General features: G+C 62.6%; 18 protein-coding genes and 1 pseudogene. 13 read left to right on the top strand and 6 right to left on the bottom strand.

Annotation, left to right across the window (positions count from 1 at the left end; genetic code table 11):
• Nucleotides 1-603 precede the first annotated feature (603 nt).
• The 3 genes from CH256_RS26430 to CH256_RS26420 are packed head-to-tail and all read left to right on the top strand — an operon-like array spanning nucleotide 604 to nucleotide 4,242.
• Complete coding sequence (locus CH256_RS26430) at nucleotides 604-1,704, top strand: hypothetical protein (protein WP_141216647.1); 1,101 nt, start codon at nucleotides 604-606, stop codon at nucleotides 1,702-1,704.
• Nucleotides 1,701-3,848: a hypothetical protein gene (locus tag CH256_RS28395; RefSeq protein ID WP_032375852.1), complete on the top strand. Its 2,148-nt coding sequence runs from the start codon at nucleotides 1,701-1,703 to the stop codon at nucleotides 3,846-3,848. The genes CH256_RS26430 and CH256_RS28395 overlap by 4 nt, the downstream gene beginning before the upstream one ends.
• Nucleotides 3,838-4,242 carry a hypothetical protein gene (locus CH256_RS26420; RefSeq protein ID WP_032375853.1) on the top strand — a complete coding sequence of 135 codons (405 nt, stop codon included), beginning with the start codon at nucleotides 3,838-3,840 and terminating at the stop codon, nucleotides 4,240-4,242. Before CH256_RS28395 ends, CH256_RS26420 begins: the two co-directional genes overlap by 11 nt.
• Before the next feature lie 101 nt (nucleotides 4,243-4,343).
• Here the strand turns inward: CH256_RS26420 and CH256_RS26415 are convergent, their stop codons facing one another.
• Together CH256_RS26415 and CH256_RS26405 are read right to left on the bottom strand one after the other, a co-directional pair.
• Complete coding sequence (locus CH256_RS26415) at nucleotides 4,344-5,096, bottom strand: HAD family hydrolase (RefSeq protein ID WP_094671376.1); 753 nt, start codon at nucleotides 5,094-5,096, stop codon at nucleotides 4,344-4,346.
• Between the two features lie 518 nt (nucleotides 5,097-5,614).
• Complete coding sequence (locus CH256_RS26405; protein ID WP_032375856.1) at nucleotides 5,615-6,496, bottom strand: LysR family transcriptional regulator; 882 nt, start codon at nucleotides 6,494-6,496, stop codon at nucleotides 5,615-5,617.
• A gap of 74 nt (nucleotides 6,497-6,570) precedes the next feature.
• Between CH256_RS26405 and CH256_RS26400 the strand changes: the two genes are divergently transcribed.
• The 8 genes from CH256_RS26400 to CH256_RS27865 all read left to right on the top strand — a co-directional run bounded on the left by CH256_RS26400 (nucleotide 6,571) and on the right by CH256_RS27865 (nucleotide 14,519).
• On the top strand, nucleotides 6,571-7,563 hold the full coding sequence (locus CH256_RS26400) for a DMT family transporter (RefSeq protein ID WP_230596115.1): 993 nt from the start codon (nucleotides 6,571-6,573) through the stop codon (nucleotides 7,561-7,563).
• 37 nt (nucleotides 7,564-7,600) lie between these two features.
• Nucleotides 7,601-8,179, top strand: coding sequence for a TetR/AcrR family transcriptional regulator (locus tag CH256_RS26395; protein ID WP_306436679.1), 579 nt, complete (start codon nucleotides 7,601-7,603; stop codon nucleotides 8,177-8,179).
• Complete coding sequence (locus CH256_RS26390; RefSeq protein ID WP_032375858.1) at nucleotides 8,176-9,579, top strand: MFS transporter; 1,404 nt, start codon at nucleotides 8,176-8,178, stop codon at nucleotides 9,577-9,579. Before CH256_RS26395 ends, CH256_RS26390 begins: the two co-directional genes overlap by 4 nt.
• 237 nt (nucleotides 9,580-9,816) lie before the next feature.
• Complete coding sequence (locus CH256_RS26385; RefSeq protein ID WP_032375888.1) at nucleotides 9,817-10,725, top strand: aminoglycoside phosphotransferase family protein; 909 nt, start codon at nucleotides 9,817-9,819, stop codon at nucleotides 10,723-10,725.
• Nucleotides 10,726-11,394: 669 nt separating this feature from the next.
• Nucleotides 11,395-11,862, top strand: coding sequence for a GNAT family N-acetyltransferase (locus tag CH256_RS26380; RefSeq protein WP_032375859.1), 468 nt, complete (start codon nucleotides 11,395-11,397; stop codon nucleotides 11,860-11,862).
• A gap of 191 nt (nucleotides 11,863-12,053) precedes the next feature.
• Entirely contained in the window at nucleotides 12,054-12,695 is a 642-nt protein-coding gene (locus CH256_RS26375; protein ID WP_141216648.1) for a DUF6461 domain-containing protein, read from the top strand.
• A 103-nt stretch (nucleotides 12,696-12,798) separates the two neighbouring features.
• Complete coding sequence (locus tag CH256_RS26370; protein ID WP_032375861.1) at nucleotides 12,799-13,554, top strand: hypothetical protein; 756 nt, start codon at nucleotides 12,799-12,801, stop codon at nucleotides 13,552-13,554.
• Nucleotides 13,555-13,643: 89 nt separating this feature from the next.
• Complete coding sequence (locus CH256_RS27865; RefSeq protein ID WP_141216649.1) at nucleotides 13,644-14,519, top strand: hypothetical protein; 876 nt, start codon at nucleotides 13,644-13,646, stop codon at nucleotides 14,517-14,519.
• A gap of 787 nt (nucleotides 14,520-15,306) precedes the next feature.
• Here the strand turns inward: CH256_RS27865 and CH256_RS26360 are convergent.
• Entirely contained in the window at nucleotides 15,307-15,507 is a 201-nt protein-coding gene (locus tag CH256_RS26360) for a hypothetical protein (RefSeq protein WP_141216650.1), read from the bottom strand.
• Nucleotides 15,508-17,185: 1,678 nt separating this feature from the next.
• The gene (locus CH256_RS26350; protein WP_052047230.1) at nucleotides 17,186-18,550 is read right to left on the bottom strand and encodes an MFS transporter; all 1,365 of its coding nucleotides are present in this window, start codon (nucleotides 18,548-18,550) and stop codon (nucleotides 17,186-17,188) included.
• 63 nt (nucleotides 18,551-18,613) lie between these two features.
• Between CH256_RS26350 and CH256_RS26345 the strand changes: the two genes are divergently transcribed.
• Complete coding sequence (locus tag CH256_RS26345; protein ID WP_032375864.1) at nucleotides 18,614-19,171, top strand: TetR/AcrR family transcriptional regulator; 558 nt, start codon at nucleotides 18,614-18,616, stop codon at nucleotides 19,169-19,171.
• Between the two features lie 371 nt (nucleotides 19,172-19,542).
• Complete coding sequence (locus tag CH256_RS28265; RefSeq protein ID WP_155290127.1) at nucleotides 19,543-19,683, top strand: hypothetical protein; 141 nt, start codon at nucleotides 19,543-19,545, stop codon at nucleotides 19,681-19,683.
• Between the two features lie 160 nt (nucleotides 19,684-19,843).
• On the opposite strand, the gene CH256_RS26340 is transcribed toward CH256_RS28265, so the two are convergent.
• Both CH256_RS26340 and CH256_RS26335 read right to left on the bottom strand, forming a co-directional pair.
• Nucleotides 19,844-20,233 carry a hypothetical protein gene (locus CH256_RS26340; RefSeq protein ID WP_032375865.1) on the bottom strand — a complete coding sequence of 130 codons (390 nt, stop codon included), beginning with the start codon at nucleotides 20,231-20,233 and terminating at the stop codon, nucleotides 19,844-19,846.
• Nucleotides 20,230-21,070, bottom strand: a pseudogene (locus tag CH256_RS26335) (hypothetical protein); the annotation flags it as partial. The pseudogene CH256_RS26335 and the gene CH256_RS26340, both read right to left, overlap by 4 nt.

Below are 21,070 nucleotides of genomic sequence, written 5' to 3'. Positions count from 1 at the left end.
TTCGACCTCTCCGACCTGCCGGTTGGGGAGGCGATGCGTGAGTGGCTTACCGCAGCGCTCGCGAAAGGAACCGGGCCGAGCGGGTCCGCCCGAACATTGGCATCGGCACGGACATTGCTCGGCGCAGCACGGTCGTTCGCTCGATACTTGGACTCGGCAGATCGGTCACCGGCGACGCCGGCGCAGCTGCACGGGACATATTGGGATCAGTATGTACTGGCGCAACGGGTGTCGAACCGTCGAACACAGGTGATCAATCTGCGCAGCTTGCTGCGACATGCCAGCGATGTGCCCGACGATTTCGCTGCGAGGATGCATCGCACCCAGATCAGTTCGAGAAATCAGAAGTTCCAGGCCTACAGTGCTGCAGAGTTCACACGGATTACGGCAGCAGCGAAATCGCATGTGCGCGAATGCGTCCACCGGATTCATGGAGGTCGTGTTCTGTTGGCTCGGTGGAGGGCCGGGGAGATCGATCGGGACCTCGACAAACACGGCTGGGAGCGAGGGTGGCTACTCGATCACATCGACCGCCACGACCAAGTGCCCCGGTACGCGAACGGTTCGAGACACAATCTTTCCACCGCCCATGGAGGGACGGCGGTGTTGTTCGCCGAGTTGTATCCCACACCCCAGGATGTCGCCGCTGCGGCAGCGTTGTTGATCTGTCTGACCGGGCACAACCTGTCCGCGATCGCCACGCTCCCAGCACGGCATCACAGGCCCGACGGCGACGCCGGAGCCTCCCGCACGGCGATCGTGGAGACGATCAAACCCCGACGCGGTCGACATCACGCCCACCAGAGCATCGCCTTGCACGAAGCGGCCGCGTCCGCTCCAGCCCGGCTCGACTTGTCCAGTGCGTACGCGGTGTATCAGGTCGTTCACGATATTTGCGGACCGGTGCGCGCTCGCGCCGAAACCGAGGTGCTGTTCGCCTATTTCACGCCGAAGAACGGCATGCTGTTCCTGCCAGGGTTACGCCGCAACGTGCTCGGCGAATGGGCACAAGCACGCGGTGTGCTCGGTGATACGGTCGACGAGACCGGTCAGCCTGTACCGCGGCGACTCGACAGCAGACGACTACGGATGAACTGGCTCGAACAGCACCAGCAACCGGTCGCACACACCGAGCAGACACTCGCCAACGACTATCTCGCCCGGCATCGCGGCAATCTCGCGGAATATCAGCAGATCGTGGCTACCACCCTCGACGAGCAGGTCACCGAAGCGCGGCGCACTGCGGTGATGCGCAGCCTGACCGCGAAACAAATCGAACACGCTCGCACCGATCCGAGCGCAGTCGCCGCTCAAGTCGGGCTGACCGCCAGCGTGCTGACTGACCTGTTGGGTGGCCGTCTCGACACCGTTGTTGCCGGTTGTGTCGACAACACCCACAGTCCACACGCCCCCGTGGGGCAGCCGTGCACGGCATCGTTTCTGCTGTGCTTGTCGTGCCCGTGCGCGCGGGCAACTCCACAGCACCTACCGGTCATCGCCGAAGTCCACGACAGACTGCAAAACAAGGCGAAGGAGATGACGCCGCTGCGGTGGGCGCAGCGATTCGCAGGCCCCGTGGCTCAACTCGCCGATGTGATGAGCCGATACCCCGACACCGTCATCGAGGAGGCGCGCATAAACGTGAGTGAGGAACAACGAACTCTGGTCACCATGTTTCTAGCGCGCAACCTGGACATCCGATGACCGCGACCAGCGTCCTCACCGACAATGGCGATGCGAGGTTCCCGGGACCGGAAACCGTTGTGCTGCAAAACCGTCCATTACGGGCCGATACCGATGTAACCGCACTCTCCCGTTTCGGTGACGAACGGTGGACTCTGACACCTGCGTTGTTGGCTCCGCACGCACGAAGCACCTCGCTCAACTTCGGGTCCGTGCACCCCGATTTCGTGCTCGCTCTCAAACACCTGTACTGGGCAATGATCAACCCTGGTGGTGACGACGCCACTGTCAACAGACATCATCGTGGGGGCACACCCGCGATGCTGACGATCTCGACTATGTTCCGGTTCACCCGCGCCTTCACCGACTGGCTGGCATCGCGTGGATGTCACTCGCTGACACAGGTCAGCCCCGCCGATCTCGACGACTACCTGGTGCACGTCAAAACCGCGGAGACGACGTACGCCAAGCGTGAGGACCTCCTCGCCGCGGTGATCAAGATGTGGGGCTACCGGGCACTCGTCCCGAGATCCAATCGTCTCCCGCCGACACCGCCGTGGAATGGCGAACGTATCTACCGGCTGCTCGAAGCCTCACGCCATGTGGAGATCCGAACCCCACGCATTCATCCTGACACCATGAACAGCTTGTTGGCGTGGTCACTGCGGTTCGTAGAGGACTTCGCCGACGACATCACGGCCGGCTTTGGTGAATACGAACGGCTCCACCGACGCATGCTGCCGGCCCGTCTACGGCCTGACCGGGTGCGGCGCCGCCCAGGTGAGCTAGTCACCGATCTGAAGACCCTGATCGATAGGTATCGCGATATGGGTCGCCCGTTACCGGGCATCCGTAGTCGCAGCGGTGAACTGATCCATCACCTGCCCTATCTGGCCCGGCTCCTCGACACCGCGCCCGACGCACTCCGCCGTCCGGAGATCCTCGACATTCTGAGCCGGTCGGGGCTGCCGATCTGCGAAGGTGCACCGTTGCTGATACCGGCCACCGGCACGCTCGACGGGCAGCTATGGTGCAGGGACTCCATCGACGAACGCGAAGCCCACCAGCTGGCCCGCCACCTCACCGCCGCCTGCTTCATCGTCATCGGCTACCTCTCCGGCATGCGGACCGGTGAGGTACTCACCCTCGAACGCGGATGCCTGCAGCGTGATCCCGACAGTGGCTTGCTGCTCATTCGTGGTCGACACTGGAAGGGGGTACACGACGCCAGCGGCTCCACCGTGCCGCAAGGACAGATTCGTCCCGACCCCTGGGTGGTCGCCGAACCCGTCGCGACCGCAATCGGTGTGCTGGAAAACCTTCACCACGACCAGCTGCTGTTCCCGCACATGCTCGGCGAACACAACTCAGGGCCACGACAGTTCCGGACCGGACAAGCCCGCACCACCGGCAGCATCAACACCGACATCGCCCACATGATCGGCTGGGTCGACTCCTACTGCGCAGCCACCGGCCGCACCGACGTCATACCACCCGATCCGACCGATCCGAGCATTCCAGCCCGCCGTCTGAGACGCACTCTGGCCTGGTTCATCGCCCGCAAACCACGCGGCCTCGTCGCTGCCGCGATCCAATACGGTCACCTGAAAGTGCAGATGACCGTCGGCTACGCCGGCAGCTACGCCTCCGGGTTCCCCGACGACCTGGCGTTCGAGGAGTGGCTCGCCCGACTCGACCTCCTCGCCGACGCGGACGAGCACCTTCGACACGGTGAACATGTCAGCGGCCCGGCTGCACACACCTACCGGCACCGCGTCGACGGCGCGCAACGATTCGCCGGACACGTCCTACGCACCAGCAGCGATGCACGCACCTTGCTCGCCAACCCAGACCTGCAAATCTACCCGGGACACGGGATGACCTGCGTTTTCGACCCGCGCCGGGCGGCATGCCACCTCAGCCGAGACGACACCGACACCCGCCGCACCCCCGACCTCACCGATTGCCGACCCAACTGCGTCAACATCGCCCGCACGGACCGCGATATCGACGAACTCACCACCGATATCGAAACTCTCCGCATCCTGGTCGACGATCCTCTGGCACCACCGATACGTGCTGCACGTGAACGACAACAACTACTCCGACTCGAAGACGCTGTCATTCAACACAATCGCCGCGAAGGCAACGATCATGACTTATGAGAATACGACGGAACGCCATGCGATCGAGGCAGCCATCACGCGGCTGCTCGACGGCACACCGCAACGCTCGACCGGTGCCCTGAGCATCGTCCAGCTTGCCGTCGAAGCCGACGTCAAGCGATGGGTCCTGACACACAAACACACCGACCTCGCCGAACAGTTCACACAACGGGTACGAACACAGGGCAAGATGCCAGCTGCGTTCCAAGACCTCGATAGACGCGCGAAAACAGCTGAAGCGGCGAACGATCGCCTTCGGCAAGAAAACAATCGGCTGCGGAAACAAGTCAACATCTACGCGCAGGTCATCCACGAACTGACCACCGAACGCAACAGAACAAGTCAACAGTCACCTTCGGGCAAGCTTTCGCACATAACCACTCATAGGCACTGACCGGTCAACGTCGCGTGCATGGCCAGCGAGATGTTGCTCCATGCATCACTCATGGCCATACCGTACTCGGCCACCACCAACACCGGTCGCAGGTCAGGACGTCAATCGAGGTGTTGTTCCCACTGCTGCAACCACGGCAGCAGCGCAGTGAGATCACGGGTATCGAGTGCTGCGGTCGCCGCCTCACGGGCGGCGGTATTCGCGTTCAGAGCTAGCGATTCGGGAAGAACCTCGAACAAGGGAATGTCCGAACGGCTGTCACCGATAGCGCAGCACCGGTGCAGTGGTATCCCCCGTTCGCCCGCCAGCGCTACCGCGCGGTCACGTTTGTCGAACTCGTCGAAATGCTCGGCCACCGTGCCGTCATAGACCGATTCTGAAATCCCCACCTGTGGACCGCCATTGGTGGTGAAACCGTACCGCCTCGCGATCGCGCTGCTGACCGGCTGCCACGCCAACGAGGCAAGCACCGGCTCGATCCGACGACTGCGGCACCACGACGTGACGTCGTCGACCCCGTCGATCACCGGTAAGTCGTCGAGCCACCGATCGACGGTGCTCGTGTCCACTCCGCGCCATCCTCGGGCGTCGATGACGCTGATGACGTCGTCGACCCCGTCGATCACCGGTAAGTCGTCGAGCCACCGATCGACGGTGCTCGTGTCCACTCCGCGCCATCCTCGGGCGTCGATGACGCTGACCTGTTCGTTTGTCAATTCCCCGACTGCGTAACGTCGTTCAGCGTCATCGAGTTCGTGCTGGTGTCCCATGTGTGCCGCCAGAAAGCTCCCGCTCGACATCGAGGGCACCAACGTTCCGTCGATATCGAAGAACACCATCCCTCGTAGCGTCATCACTGAAAGATACTTGGCCCAGCAGTTTCGCACCGCGACCAGCGTCAAAAACGAGGTTGGGTCCGACTACTCGGTCGGCACCGCAGTGCACACAACCAGGGCGAGGCCTACCAAGACAGGGGGAACAACGGTCTACCATGACCGCTCTCGCCGCTCGACCAAGCCGAGCGTCTTTAAGAACCAGGCAAGCCCGCACGCAGACAGGAGCAGGGCCGACATGCCGCCGACCACGAGTTCATCGGGTCCACTCATGCCCGACAGGATCTGCGGCTGGTCGTAGCGCATGCCTACCATTACCAGCAGAGCCACTGAGACAAGCACTGTGAGAACGGCATGGGATATTTTCACGCTGGCGAGCCGCTGTTGCCTCACGACCAGAATCGTATCCGGGGACGCGATGGGTAACCTTTAGTGCGTACCCTGGCCTGAGCGGTTCGATTGGCCGAAAACGGTTTGCTGAGAAGCAGTTTCGCACTGTTGTTGGTCCTGCGATCGTCGTGTGAGCTTTCAAAGGTCGTTCAGTTGGTCTCGAGTGACCGTGTGAGCGCGGCGATCAGTGCGGTGACGGCCGGCAGGTCGGTCGAGGTGGCGATGCGCAGTGACCGGGTGATGACCGGCGTGGTGGGTGCGTAGGTGACCGCCGCGGTGGGGACGCGTGCCGTCACCGGGAAGAGTGCGACGGCCAGGTTCGCTTCGACCAAGGCGAGTTGGGTTGCGTAGTCGGACACTTCGTACGCGATCCGCGGCTCGACCCCACAATCGCGCAGCGCCTGTGTCGTCGCTGCGTATGCGTCCGATCCCTGCGGACACACTGTCCACACGGCGTCGCCGAGCCCCGAAAGATCCACCCGCGCCGCAGATCCGCTCGCTGATGGCAGCGCAAGGTGGACTTCCTCGGTGTGCAGGGTCTGCACGTGCACACCTTTCGGGAGTGCCGTGGGCCGGATGTCCCAGGATTCGAAGACGACGATATCGAGCGCGCGTCGTTCCAACTGCGCTAGAAGGTGGACGCCTTCGCCGTCGACGACCTGCGGGGTCAGCATCGGATTGGTAAGCACTATCTCGGCGAGGGCGGGGACGACCAGCCGGCGTAGAGCGCTCGCCACTGCGCCGATCCGCACAAGTCCGGCGATCTCGGTGTCGATGCGGGCAACGTCACTGGCAGCGGCGTCTGCCACCTGGACCATCTCGAGGGCCCGTACGGCCAACACGCGGCCGGCGGGTGTGAGGCGGATCGTGCGGCCGTCGGGTTCGACGAGTGCGGTGCCGGCTTCGCGTTCAAGTTTGCGGATGTGCTGGGTGACCCCGGATCCGCTCATGTGCAACGCGTGCCCGGCTTTCGTCACCGATCCGTGTTCGGCGACGGCGGCGAACACGCGCATACGATCCCAGGTCAACATCGAAGCGAGACTACGCAATCGAACCGAGTAATACGAATTAGACTTACCAATTGGGGTGCTGGTTCGCTGAACACGTGACATACACAGCCAGCGCCACCCTTGACAGCGAACCGCGGTTCGGACGTTCGACGACCTTGGTCGTGCTCGGCGCGGCGTCGCTGTCGTTGTCGGCGACGTTCGTCAAGCTCGCCGACGTCACCTCCGGTACCGCAGCGTTCCTGCGCTGCGCGCTGGCGCTGGTCGTTCTCGTCCCGTTGGCGGTGTGGGAGGTGCGTCGTCGCGGCGCGATGCCGATACCGCTGTACCCGTTGGCGATCGTCGCCGGGGTTTTCTTGGGTGCCGACTACGTGATGTGGACCAAGTCGATCCTCGACGTCGGAGCGTCCATCGCAACCGTGTTGATCAACGTGCAGGTCGTCGTCCTCCCGTTGCTCGCCCTGGTGGTCGACAAGACGGCTGTTCCTCGACGGTTCGTGGTGACGGCACCCGCGATGGTGCTCGGTGTCGCCCTCGCCGGCGCGGTGATCGGGCCGGCGGGTGACACCGGCGGCGGCAGCGCGGTGCGCGGATCGATCCTCGGCATCGCGGCAGGGGTCGCGTATGCGGGGTATCTGTTTCTCAATCGGCGCTCCGGGCAACGCAGCCCGAAGCACACGATTACCCCGATCTGTGTCGCCACTGCCTCCGCGGCGGTGACGGCTGGGGTCATCTCGGCTCCGCTCGGTGATCTCGACCTGACGATCACCGCCGGAGCCTGGGCGTGGATGATCGCCCTGGCCTTGCTGGGTCAGGTCGCGGCGTGGCTGTTCGTCAGCGTCGGATCCCGCGATCTCCCGACGAACACGATCGCGGGACTGCTTCTCCTGCAACCGGTCCTGGCCATCGTCTTCGGATTCCTCGTTCTTCACGAACGCCCCACCTGGCTGCAACTCCTCGGCGCCGCCGTCGTCGTCGGCGCCGTATGGACCGCCAACCGACACTCGGCGCACCCACGACGTGGCCTGCGCCGGGGTGTGCGCAGCGTCTGGGCAGGGAAACAGCATCCTGGCTGGCGGCCGTGTGACTAGTTAGTGACCAGTAACTAACGGGTGTATTCTCGCTCCTGTGAGGCAGCAACGAAAGATGACCGGCTCCGACCGGCGCGCCCAGATCCTCGACATCGCCGCCGAGGAGTTCGCCGCCGGTGGACTGCACGGGGCGTCCACCGAATCGATGGCCCGGCGAGCCGGGATCACCCAGGCGTACATCTTCCGAATCTTCGGCACCAAGAAGGCACTGTTCGCCGAAGTGATGGTCGCCTCGTTCGACCGGTTGACAGAAGCGATGCGCGAGGCGGCCGGCGACGACACGGGCCGAGACGCGTTGGCGGCCATGGGCGCGCGCTACCACGACATGCTCAGCGACCGCACGGCTCTGCTGCTGCAGCTGCAGGGCTTCGCCGCGTGCGGCGACCCCGACGTCCAGGGTGCGGTCCGCGACAGCTTCGGACGCATGTGGACCACCGTCGCCGGCATCACCGGCCTCGACGACGTCACCGTCAAAGCATTCCTCGCCTTCGGCATGCTCCTCAACAACGCTGCTGCCCTCCAGGTTCCGAATCTTGACGAACCGTGGGCCACAGCTATCCAGACCCGCATCCAACCCGGGCTCTTCGACCACATCACCACCGAGACGAACCGATGAACACCCCCGCAGCCGGTACGCCGCCGCGAGCGCTCATCCCGACGCTGATGTTCATCGCGCTCGTCGTCGCCGCTGTCGGCAGCCTCGGTGCACCACTGATCACCAGTGTCGCAACCACACTCGACGTGTCGTTGGCCTCCGCCCAGTGGACGCTGACGATCACCCTGTTCACCGGCGCGATCGCCGGCCCGGTGCTGGGCCGGCTCGGCGCAGGACCGCACCGCCGGACCACGATTCTGATCACCCTGGCCGTAGTCGTGGCCGGCAGCGTCCTCACCGTGCTCCCGTTACCGTTCGGGTGGCTGCTCGTCGGCCGCGCCGCCCAGGGCACCGGACTGGGCCTGACCGCGTTGATGATGGGCGTCGCCCGCGATCACCTCCCCGACCACCGAGCGTCCTCCACCATTGCGCTGCTGTCCGTCGCCTCCACCATCGGTATCGGTATCGGTTACCCGCTTGCCGGACTGCTCACCGAGATCGGTGGTCTCCGCACCGCGTACGGCCTGGGCGTCCTCGTCACCATCATCGCTTTCGCCGCGGCGCTGCGCACCATCCCGTCGCCGCCGCCGGGACGGCCCGCCCGCGTCGACATACCCGGCGCTCTCCTGCTGGCAGCGGCTCTGTTCCTGGTCCTGTTCCTGGCCAGTCAGACGCACTTGTGGACCGAGCACCTCCCGCTCGCTGCGCTCCTGGCCCTCGCCGCCGCCGTCCTACTCGCAGTCTGGGTGATCGTCGAAAGGCGCACCGCGGCACCACTGGTCGACGTTCGGCTGCTCGCGCACCCCGCCGTCGCCGGGGCGAATGTCGCCATGTTCGTCGGCGGGGTCGGGATGTACCTGCTGCTGACGCTGATCACCCGCTACGCCCAAACACCACTGTCTGCCGGCTACGGATTCGGGCTGACCGTTTTCGTCGCCGGGCTCGTCCTCGTCCCGTTCTCCGCACTCGGATTCGCCGCCGGCAAACTCACCCCACACCTGGCCCGTCGCCTCGGTGCCCCACTGACCCTCGCGGCCGGGGCTGCCGTCGTACTCGCCGGCTTCGTCGTCTTCGCCGCCGCTCGGTCGAACATCGCCGAACTCCTCGTCGCGATGGCGGTGCTCGGGTTCGGAGTCGGATCCTTCTCCTCCGCGATGCCCGGCGTCATCCTCGCGGTCACGGACCCGGAAGAGACGTCGAGCGCGATGAGCGTCAACCAGGTCGTCCGCAGTGTCGGGTTCTCACTCGGAAGCGCCGTCGGCGGACTCGTCCTCGCGGCGGGCACCACCGACACCTTCCCAATCGACGGCGCGTACACGATCGCATCCTGCATCGGCGCCGCCATCATGGTCGTCACCGTCATTACCTGTGTCGCCCTGCACCGCCGGGTGCCCGTAGCGTCACGCGCCCAGTCGACTTAAGAAGCCTGTGCGCAATTCTGCACAACGCGTGTCGAGCGACAGGGATTGCCGCACAACGTGATACGTGGCCGGGCTCGACGATCCGGTCCCGCACGCTATCGAACTGGCGTCCACCCGCCACGTCGCACGGCCCTGCCGTTGTGTGCGTCGCAACAAACCGTGGCAGCGCAACCGGGCCGAGCGGGCAAAACCAGTTGCACGGCTAATCCGTCGGTCGCAAGACTGGCACGAGTGGACATGCATCCGAACCAGGTGACGATCTCGATCTCGACCGTGCGCGCACTGATCGACACGCAGTTCTCCGACTGGCGCGACCTCGCGCTCGACCAGGTGCATGCCGGCGGCACGGAAAACGCGATCTTCCGGATCGGTACCGATCTCGTGGCCCGGTTCCGGCTCGAAGCCCATGATGTCGACACGACGCGAGCGGAAGTACTCGCAGAGTTGGAGGCCGCTCGCGAGCTTGCCGGCAGCACGCGCTTCGCCACGCCTGAACCCGTGGCCCTGGGCGAGCCCGGCGGTGACTACCCACTGCCGTGGTCGGTACAGACATGGATCGACGGGGACCCCGCAACGACCGGCGATCTCTCTCAGTCGGAGCCTTTCGCCGAGGACCTCGCCGAGTTCATCATGCAGGTGCGAGGTATCGCCTCAGGCGGTCGGACCTACAACGGCTGCGGGCGTGGCGGCGACCTCGCATCTCACGACGACTGGGTACGAGAGTGCATCTCACGCAGCGCCGGACTGATGGATGTGGCGTCGCTGTCGCAGGCGTGGGCACAATGGCGTGAGCTACCTCGCGGAGACAGCCCGGATGTGATGAACCACTGCGATCTGATGCCCGGAAACGTCCTGGTTGCCGACGGTCGCCTCGCGGGTGTGCTCGATGTCGGGGGTTTGGCCGCTGCGGATCCAGCCCTCGATCTCGTGGGAGCATGGCACCTGCTCGACGCCGGACCGCGAGAGGTGTTGCGGCGCAGACTCGGTGTCGACGACGAGCAATGGCGACGCGGCAAAGCATGGGCGTTCGAACAAGCAATCGGGTTGGTGTGGTACTACCTCGACAGTAACCCGACCATGAGTCGAATCGGGCGCACCACACTCGACCGTGTACTTGGCGACGGGGAGCTCGACCAAGCCCCCTGACCGTCGTTTCGACCATGCTCGGCTACCGCTACCAGATCACCGAAAAGCACGAAGGAGGATACGCCACCTACGCCAATCTGGTTTCAGGAGAACTAGTTTCGTTGAAAATGAAGTCACGATCGCGTTCAGTCGACGTATGATCTGCTCGAATTGAGCAACTGTTAGGAACCAGTTGTAACCCCAGTAGGTGACAACGCGCACGGAGGGTTGCGGTGTCAGCGCGTGCCTTGCCCTGATCGGCGAAGCAGTGACGGGCCTAGGGCTGCAACCACCGCAGTACCGCCCGCGAGTAGGACCCCTATCCCGGCCGCTCGAGAGGGGACGCCATTGCGGGCGGCCGCGATCACTACCCCCGCGTCTATGAGATCAATCGCAATACCTGCCTGCAGGACTAATCGCCTGACGGTCTGATCGGGGTGAAGGGCCGCCGCGCCAAGCGCAATGTCGCGGACGCCGAATGCCTTGATCCAGATGCCGCGGTCTGGTCCCGGGTAGTGGACCCCGAGGGCACCATGAACACGGGCCGGTACGAGCGCTGTGGTCGCACCCCAGACTATTCGGCCGACCCCTATCGCTGTGGCAACTGTCCGTTCTGCATCGTTTGTCCTTTTCGCATGTTCGTTCTACCACTGTCGAGGGTCGGCGCGAGGCCGCTGTCAGACTGTCGACATGTCGATCACACTCGTCCCGATCACTCTTCAACGGTTTCCCTCATGGCTGAAACGGAGCCAGAGCGAGTACAAGACGGACCTGATCGCTACAGGTGAGACGCCACGCGCCGCTGAAGAGCACTCCAGTGATGCTCTCGAGCGTGCTTTCCCAGCGGGTGCTCCCACACCGGGTAACACTGTGTTCGACCTCGTTGACGACATCGGCCAGATCGTCGGATACCTCTGGATTGGCCGTGACAACTCAGACGACGCCAGCTCTTGGTGGGTGTGGGATGTCGTAATCGAGCCCGAGCACCGAGGCCGGGGCTATGGGCGAGCAGCGATGCAGCTCGCCGAAGACCATGCACGGGCGCAGGGCGCGCGGACGCTGGGACTGAGCGTGTTCGGCTTCAATGCGGTCGCGCGCGGGCTTTACGAGTCAGCCGGTTATGAAACCACAAGTGTGAAGATGCGCAAGCAGCTCTGAACTCCTCAATCCTGTTCAGCAGTTTCCGCACCGATTGCGTGGGCCGAACCGCATGAACTCAAGGACGGCCATCAGGTTATCGATCCAGCAGGTGAACGATGTGAGCCTCACGACTACGCGTGGGATCGGTGATGCCGTCGGCCTCTTCGATTCTGACGGCTTATTGCTGCAGGACCTGATAAGGAGTGAATGTGACCAACTATCGTGATTACCTCTGGGTCGAGGACTTCGGGGTCTTCACCTCCGACGGCTACTGCTTGGCGCTCATCGCAACAAGCACGCCCGAAGAAGTTCTGGCCAGCCTCGAGGCATCCGACGACCGACTGACGGTAGTCGGCGCCCAAGCCGCATATCGGAAGGGCTCCGGCCTGAGAGAGCGGCACGATGTCGATGGCGTGAACACCCAACTGTTGTCAGTCGCCGAGGTCGCCGGCGGGTGGACGATGCTGCTCCAGACGCCGGGGTTTCTCGGCATCTCGGCGGCGATGTCCGAGATCGTCACGACCCACGACGTTGTGGTCCACGGGGCGGACAGATTCGAGTGGTGGTCGCGGGGTGTTCTGAGAATCACGTTCGAGCCACTGTTGCCGCAGTCGGACCTAGTGGGGGTACTCGCCGACCGCCAGGCACCTGATGCACGCGCCGAGATCATCGCGCTGATCGGTGAGGTGGGCGGAATCGACCTCGACGAGACGCCGGGTAGAGAATTCCACCACGTCGCGGGATCGTTCGCGCTCGCGGAACGACTCACCGGTGTCCGAATCACACGCGAGCTGCTCGAAACGACGCAGTTCACCGCCACCGTCGCTACGCCAGACCAACTGCATTGGTGATCATTCGATGACGTGTCGCGTCGATGACGCGCTCTGCGCATGTTGATGCGCAACTGTTCTGAAAAGCTCAGTATGCGCGTCGATGCTTGCCCTCAGTGCTCCGATGGCCACTGCACAGCAGGAGCCAGATGCAACGCCAATGCAAACTCCTTGCACCGACTACGCCATGGAAAATTATGGGACTGGATTTGATTGGACGTGTTTCGGCGACACCTTGACTGTCACCGTCCCCACTGAGAATGATTCGGACCCGAGTGCGACTGTGATCGACACATCTACTGGTGAGGAGATTAATCCCGACGATCCGGCACAGACCCCAGACGGCAGGGGCACGCTTCCGGAGGGGCGTGAGGGACCTGAAATAATGCCGCGCGCTCGAATTGATGACTCGCACTCCGTGACAAACTACGAACAAATAATCTGGAATTATTCAGACGGTACAAACGGGTCGACCTCGATTAGTATGCGTGTTTCCATCTATAACCATAGCGGGAATATCTCGGTAGGATTCCAAGATGAGGTACCTATCGAACTCAGATTTCAGTTGAGGATCCGAGAGGATCGTCGGCCGTTTATGAGTGATCTCGACATATATGAGTACGCCGATGACACCGAATACAACCTCGGCGTGCCCGCTTTGAACGGGACTGTTTTTGAGCCCTACTGGGACGAAGGTTTCGACAAGCTGCCCTATCCGTCCGAGGATAAGAGATACTTCTGGGACATCCACCATATCTACATCGCGGCGGAGGGAAGGGGTTGGCTGACAGCAAATCTGTTCGGATTGGGATCGTCGCAATCTGACCGCGTGACCTGTGGCCCCGTCAGGCCGTGCCGATTCGTTGAAGGAAACACGTAGACTGTCGATGTGTTGAAGGTGTGGGCCCGGGTGTCGATATCGCCACCCGGGCCCACACGAGTCGCGTATGGCAACCGTAGGAATGCACAATGACTGATACGATCCCGATTGCGCTGGGAAAGGCTGGGCTCGATCTTTTCGAGCTATCGCTCGCCGGAGCGGTTGACCGCAACGGTAAAAAAGGAAGTATGGAAGTACTGTCGGCCATGGCCCGAGGTGTTCCTGCTTACCAGCCGGCATCGACATATGCCGCTCTATGTGCACTTAGCCACGACTACCTCATGCCACTGCCGCTCATCGTAGCCGACGGCAATATGGGGTTATGGAGCGAACCTGCTGCGCCGCCTGAATACACCAGATGCAGCCTCTCGCCAAGTGGTAAACACGCTTTGAAAGCCGAGCAGTCTGGCGAAGCGCCAATCCCCTTCGACTTAATCAACGGGGATCTACATCGAGGTGGAAGCAGGCCTCCTCTTGACCCGCGTACGGTCGCTATGTTGCTTGCCGGTAAAGCAGGGAGCGATCCTGCGAAGGCTATCGAACTTAACGCGATGTGGACTCCTGCTAACGCCCATGCTGACGGCGATTGGCCGGAGCTGTTTGCGGGCGAAAAGGTGAAATTTTCCTTCTACGGCCGTGTCGCGCTCATTGATGGCCAATTGATGGTAAACGGTATCCCCCCGGGATCCGATCCACGCCCCTTAGAGATGCAAATCCATAGTCGGACTGGACGTAAGTCTTTGGATATGTCTGGACCGAGCGGCCCGCGTATTCAGGTGAGCTTGAAACCGGGTGATGATGCGGAATCGATAGCGCGCCAAATATTGGAGATTCCGGCAATGACGTCCCACATGGAGCTCAGTTTTGGTACATCCATATTGGATATCGTCGAGGCCTGGATAAGCGCTCATGGGGACCAAGCCGCCAGTCGAGGATCTCAAAAGCTACTGAAATTAGTCGCGTGAGAGGGTGCAACTTTTCTGAAGGCCAACCAGGCACCTGGTTCGTTCGAGCTTTCGTAGAGTAGCGATGGTCGACGGTGATGAGGTCTATGTCCTCGTCGGGCGAGCAGGGCCACCGGCGCTAAAGTTCGCGACCATATTAATTGGCGATCAAACCCCGGTGACGATCGAGCAAAACGCTGGTGACGCTCGAATTTTGGATTAACGACGCTCAGTCCCACGATCATGGGCATCTTTGAGGTCGTACTATCGAGGTCTAACCGCGATCAGCGGAATTTCTCGACTACAAGTTTGTGGTGGTCGTCCGCCTGCCTCCGTTAGCGCTGCGCGTGTGTGGTTACCGACAAGGTAGGTTGGACGGCGATTTTGTCGCTGAACAGTCAAACCCCAGCAACTGTGACGGACAGGCGAGAGATCCGAAGGCCTCGCCATGGATACCACCGTCGAGGGCACCTTGTTCGCATGGGCACGCACCGGGACCGGCGATTGGCTTGCTTGTAGCTACGGTTTCCCGTTGACCAATTGACCGGTCTTTGCGCGGGGGAGGGGATGTGATCTGTCAGGTCGCCGCCACATCCGGGAACGAGGCGGACATGTCGGTTCCGTTGCGCAAGACTAGTTTCACCCGGGATGTGCCGTCGACAACGCTGACCCCGCGTTGGCCGTCCCGCTTCCATTCCCACACTCAGGCCGGTCCGGACGGGAGCGGCCCAGCGGTGGCGAGCATTGGAGACAACGGATTTGGGGGCATCGACGATGAATGCCCGCGTCGGGGATGCTCCCTACAGATTCACGAGTTCATGCTCGTTTCACCTCTGCGGCGAAATGTGCGAAGCCCGGTCAGAATTGCGGCCGCAGCAAACAAGCCAGTAGCCACCCATGGCCAGACCGCAAACTCACCGCCCTGAGCTCGAATCACCGCGACAACGGCCCACAGCAACGCCAGCGCCGACCAGAAGAAAATCCACTTTTTCCCGCTCGGAAAATTCACCGTCAACTCCTCGGACTCTAGAGGGAACTCGAGCACCGGTAACACTGAATTGAGGTCTCGTTCCGTCACAACAAGCGGACGCTGATGCGATTGCGCCTCCGCAGGACACGGCGAGGCAGAACCCACAAGACAAAGGGCTGCCTGCGCACGAGGCGACACATGCCGCGCACCCGAGTGTGCTCAAGATACAGCCTGCATTGATGCTGGAGTTGCATACAGGCACTTCCCGCGTCGAAAAATCTCCCGGACCGCCGGAACCCACGCATCCGGTACATGACGAGCCGGTTGTGGCTGCCCGTTCGAGGTTGCCGGTTCCGGGTTGTTCACCGTTGTGACTTACACCGAGCACAGTCAAACCCTCGCCGCTCGCACCGTCGCCGAACTGGAGAGCCTCCGCTCCACGATCTGCGGTCGCCGCTGAGGACGTTTCATAAAGCCGATATATTTGGCTACTTGTATTGTCAGCGATTGCCAGCGTTGTACCACTCTCGTCGAGACTCATACCGAATACCCAACGTTGGCTTGCGGGGTACTCGGATCCGCTATCGGTGACCCACCATGAACTCGGGTCGCTACTTGCGGTGCTGATCTCATCGAACAAGCCTGTCGGATCGAGGATCCGGCGCGAATCCGGGGCGTTGAGAATCCTATTGACGTCGTCCGGGTTGATTTCGGAATAGGTCAATTGTTTGGATGTCGCCTTCGGCGGTGCCCGAGACGGCGTTCGAGCGGATGCTATCGGGCTCAGTAGCGTCAAGCCTGCTACGGCAGCCGCAACGCCTCCCAAAAATCTTCTTCGACCGTGCGTGGCAGTCTTGTCGAACCGTCTGTTGCGCGCGGGCATCTCTTCGCCGATAACCTGAAGTGCTTGCATCGAGCGTTTGACACCGAATTCACGAGTGAGGCGGGGTCCCATCCTTACACCCGCCCACCCACGAACTTGCCCGCTCGGTTGCAACTCAATGAGGGTAGGAGCCCACGGCGGGGTATCCCCGAACACCTCGCGGCGCTCGTCCCACAACGAGGTCAACGGCTTGATCGTCAGTTTCGAGCCCAGCAGATCCTGTATACGTGCGCTTGCCCGAGAGCACGATCCGCACGAGGCGTCGTATCCAAGTATCAATTGCGACATGCATCACCCCTGCTGTGGTGGCCTGTACACGGCTGAAACCGAGATCCTGCGGGCGATATCCGGTATCGAACGCGGACGGCTGGGCCGTGAGGCGGTAGCTGCACTCATCCACATCCCCCGCCAGACCGAGCGGTTTATTTCCCTCAGTGAAACATGGTTCGTTTGCACACGCAACCGTTCACGGGCCAGTCCCAGACCGCATGGACGACGGGTGATTGCGTTCAGCATCAACTGCGCGACCAGTTCCATGCCGAATGAAAGTCGCTCTACAGCAGAGATTGTCATGGTTCGCGGGCATCGTATGATACGGCCGACTCGGGTGGGCGGGTGCCGCGCACGTCGGCGGAATACGCGGAGTATCGACGATGATCGCTGTGGGATTCACCGCGTTCGGGCCGCTCGCACTGTCAGTGGGCCATGACGTGGCAGGGAGCTACACCCCGTCGTCCTCGCATTCGCGGTGATTCCCGCAGCGGTGGCAGTGCTCGTTGCACTCACACCGGTACCCTCGCTTACCCTCAGGGCCGAATGACTTTGCCACTGTTGTTATCTCACGTTCGGGCGCGGCGTGAGATCGCCTGCAGCAGGGGCTCGCGTGAGCAAGATGATCGCAGCCGTTGCTGCCAGTGCGGCCACCATCACCAGATACGGTGCTCGTTCGTTGTGGGAGATCGTGGTCGCGGCCGCTGCAGCGGACAGTCCGACCGCGCCGCCGAATTGTTTGGCGGTGTTCATCAGGCCCGATGCCGCCCCTGCTTGCTCTGTCGGTACTCCCGAGGTCACGACAGTAGCGAGTGGCGTATTCATCAGGCCTCCACCGATTCCGATGATAATCGAGGGACCGGCTACGGCACTCCAGAACGCACCTGTCTGCGCGTCCGCGATCCACCACACCCCCGCCGCGGCAACCGCAGCCCCGGTGAAGATCAGTATGCGGGCACCGATGTGGTCGAGAAGTCGAGGCACGAGCGCAAGGTTCACCGCCATCAGCGATACCGTCAATGGAAGGAACGCGAGACCTGTCTGGATCGGGCTGTACTGCCAGTCCTGCTGCAATCGGAACGTCAGGAAGTACCAGATACCCACCTGGAAACAGACCGCGGTCAGCGCCGTCGCAGTCGTCCCCAAGGCTATGTTCCGTCGACGCCACAGACTCGACGGGATCAACGGTGACTCACTTCGTCGGTCCAGACGCATCCAGGTCGCGGCCGAGGCGACACCGATCGCGAACGCCGCCAGCACAGGACCGGAGAGTCGGCCGTCGTCGGCGAACATCGACAGCGAATACACGACCGAACCGAATGCGAACATCGATGCTGCCGCCGACGACCACCTCACCCCGGTGCCAGCGACCGGTCCTCGTGCGGCGAGCAGGCGGCGGGCGGCGGCGGCGACGAACATCCCGACCGGCACATTGATCAACAGCACTGCACGCCAGGAGAACACTTCGGTCAGTGCACCGCTGAGGATGTTGCCGACCCCGCCGCCTGCGACACTGACCGCAGTCCACAGGGCGATCGCCCGAGTCCGATCAGGGCCCTCGCGAAACGTCACGGTCAGCAACGTGAACGTGGCCGGAGACAACGCTGCAGCAGCCATTCCCTGGCCTATACGAGCAGCGACCAGCATCGGTCCGGTCACAGCCAGGCCACCCAGGATGCTGGCGCACGTGAACGCGACCGTGCTCCACAACACGACCCGAGCCGCACCGAACGAGTCCGCCAGCCGCGCGGCCGCCAACAACGCTCCCGCGAACGCCACGCTGTACCCGGTGGCCACCCATGACGTCATCGCAGTACCCAGACCCAAGTCGTCCTGGATGGAGGGCAGTGCCACATTGACGACCGACACGTCCACCACGACGACGAGTTGAGCGATCGATGCGACCCACAGAGCACGACGCGAGCTCATCTTCCCCCCTTTGATACATCCGTATAAGTGATACGAATGTATCAAGGACGGGAGGTGTGTGGAATGGCCACCGAGGAACGAACAACGCAGATTCTCGACGCGGTCGAACGACTACTGGCCCGCGGAGGACTCGACGCGGTCACCATGCGTGCCGCCGCGGCCGAAGCAGGTGTCTCGCTCCGGCTGGTGCAGTACTACGGCAACAGCAAAGACGAGCTCCTCCACTCGGCACTCAGCCGGCTGTCCCGGCGCAGCGTCGAACGGTGGCAGCACGCCTCTGCGGACCCGAACCCCTCGATCGAGGAGTTCCTTCTCGAAGCCCTACCGACCGACGACGCCAGCCGCTCGCTCCACCGCGTCGGGGTGTCGCTCGAACTACTTTCCATCACAACCGAATCCCTAGTCGCCGATGCGTATCGCGCGCACCTCACAGCGATCCATGACCACCTCACCGATCTGTGCCACACCCGAAGCCCGGGCATCAGCGGACGTCGGGCGACGGATCTGGCAACGGAGTGCATGGCGTTCATGCACGGACTGGGGTCGCTGGTCATGGCCGGGCACACGACACAACAGCAAGCGCGCATCTGTATCACCGACTTCGTCGCACGCCTGAAGTAGTCAGGGGCCTGATCAGCGATCGTCGGCAGTCGCCACGCGGAGCGTTGACCGCGTCCGATGGAGCTCCGGATGTCGGCTGATCGTGACTCTCCGGTCGAGCAGTCACGGCGGTGATCGTTCAACTGCCCGAACCGAAATATCTGCGAACGCACAGCCGGAAGGGCCGCGGATCGAGTTATCCACAGGGTAATGTCCACCGCGCGGTATTTTCGTGCCCAAATCTCGTCCGACAACGACAACCCGGCTCCCGATTCGTGAGGCCGGGTTTTTTCGTGCCCGTTGTCGGGCCGCAAGCTCCTGCCCCGAGAACGCGGCAGGTCACGCTGGCACTTCAGCGCCAGCCATTCCACCCCAGAAGCGGAGGTGGCGTCATGGACCTCGTCCTGAACGCTGTTCTGCTCGGCGCAGTCGCCGGAGTTCTTCGCGAACTTCGGTTGCTGCTGCCCTTGGTCTCGGACCGGGCGTGCACACGCCAAGTCCGACTCGCCAAGGCACACCGCAGACAGCGCTAGCAACAACACCCATCGCCCTTACCTGGGAGAAGTCTGTCCAAAATCCGCGACAAAACCCCAGGTCGCCTCGAACAGCGCGGTAATTCCCTCGAATCGCGGCGATGTGCTTATCAGCCGTTGCCTACTGAAAAGGGCGCACTGAGGTGTGTGGCGATACCTATCAGAATCCGATCTCGTCACCCCTTCTCGGGAGGTGCGTGACGGCAGCGGCAGCGTCGAGCTGCCGCCGCAGGGAACGGTTGTCGATGGAAAGGCGCTGGATACTCGACATCGCCAGCGTGAGGTCATCGGTGAGTTGTCGGTTCCGTTGCCGAAGTCGAACAATGTCCGAATCGACCTTCAGAGGGTCTACGGCAGGTGCAGTCGATGCCGGGCCCGAGGCACGCAGCCGATCGACGATGTCGGGGTAACGCCGCCGAAATGTGGTGTTCGCAAGACCCAGGTGCCGCGCCAAGGTCAGCACCGACGGTGTGCGGCCGGCGGCGGCTTCGAGGCGCTCGATCGCTTCGTCGATGAGCGCTGCATCCGATTGATCTGCTTGATCGGTCATCGTTTCGGGTTGACCGTCTGGGTGCGGATCGGTGCCGGGTCGGGATCTACGTAGAGGTCGAGGAAGTTGGTCAGTCGGCTCAGTCGCTCACGTAGTCGGTGCACCAAGAGCGGCGGAAGGGTTGTCCCGGTGGCCAGTTCTTGCTGCAACGATCGATGTTCGGTGCGTAGCGCGTCGATGTTGTCTGCGGTCAGTGCAACGTTGCTGCAATCCAAGGGCTGGCAGTGACCGAGTTGTGGTCGACTGTTGCCTCCCTGATCCGGACGGGGCTGGCACATCGCTTTGTCCTGATCGAACACGCACAGTGCGAACGTGCCGGGATAGATGGCGGGCTCAGATCGCTTCATCAGGCGCTTGAGGCGAGTGCCGTCGGTGACGACTGCTCCAGCGAATGCAGCGGCAGTGGCGAACGCATCCAGTCGGCGGTGGGCGAGATCGGCAGCAGGACCGGTGACCGTGTGGGGATGGTCGGTGGCAATGCTCATCAAGTCTTCACCGCGAGCGAGAGCCTGTTCGGCTTCGACCTCGGCGCGGAACCCTGAATCCGAGGTGCCTGCGTAGCCCTCGAACATTTGAACGCTCAGATGGCGGTAGGCGATGGCACCGGCGATCGACCCACCCGGCCGGCGGGCAATGAACCATGCCAGCGTCCTGCGGAACTGGCGAGTACTCAGAACCCACTGCTGGCCGTTCACCAACGGAATCGATTCCGCAAGAGCATGTTCGGTGCAGTAAGAATTGATCCAGAGGGCGAAGCTTTTCAGTTGGCTGGAGGTGGCATTGGTGGTCAAGGCCCCGATTCTGGCGTCGTTTCGGGGGCGGATTTGCTCCGAGCCT

Origin of the sequence: Rhodococcus sp. 05-2254-6, assembly GCF_002258565.1 — a bacterium.
Taxonomy (GTDB): domain Bacteria; phylum Actinomycetota; class Actinomycetes; order Mycobacteriales; family Mycobacteriaceae; genus Rhodococcoides.
Note: the sequence above shows the minus strand (reverse complement) of the source record. Positions and strands in the feature narration are given on the sequence as shown.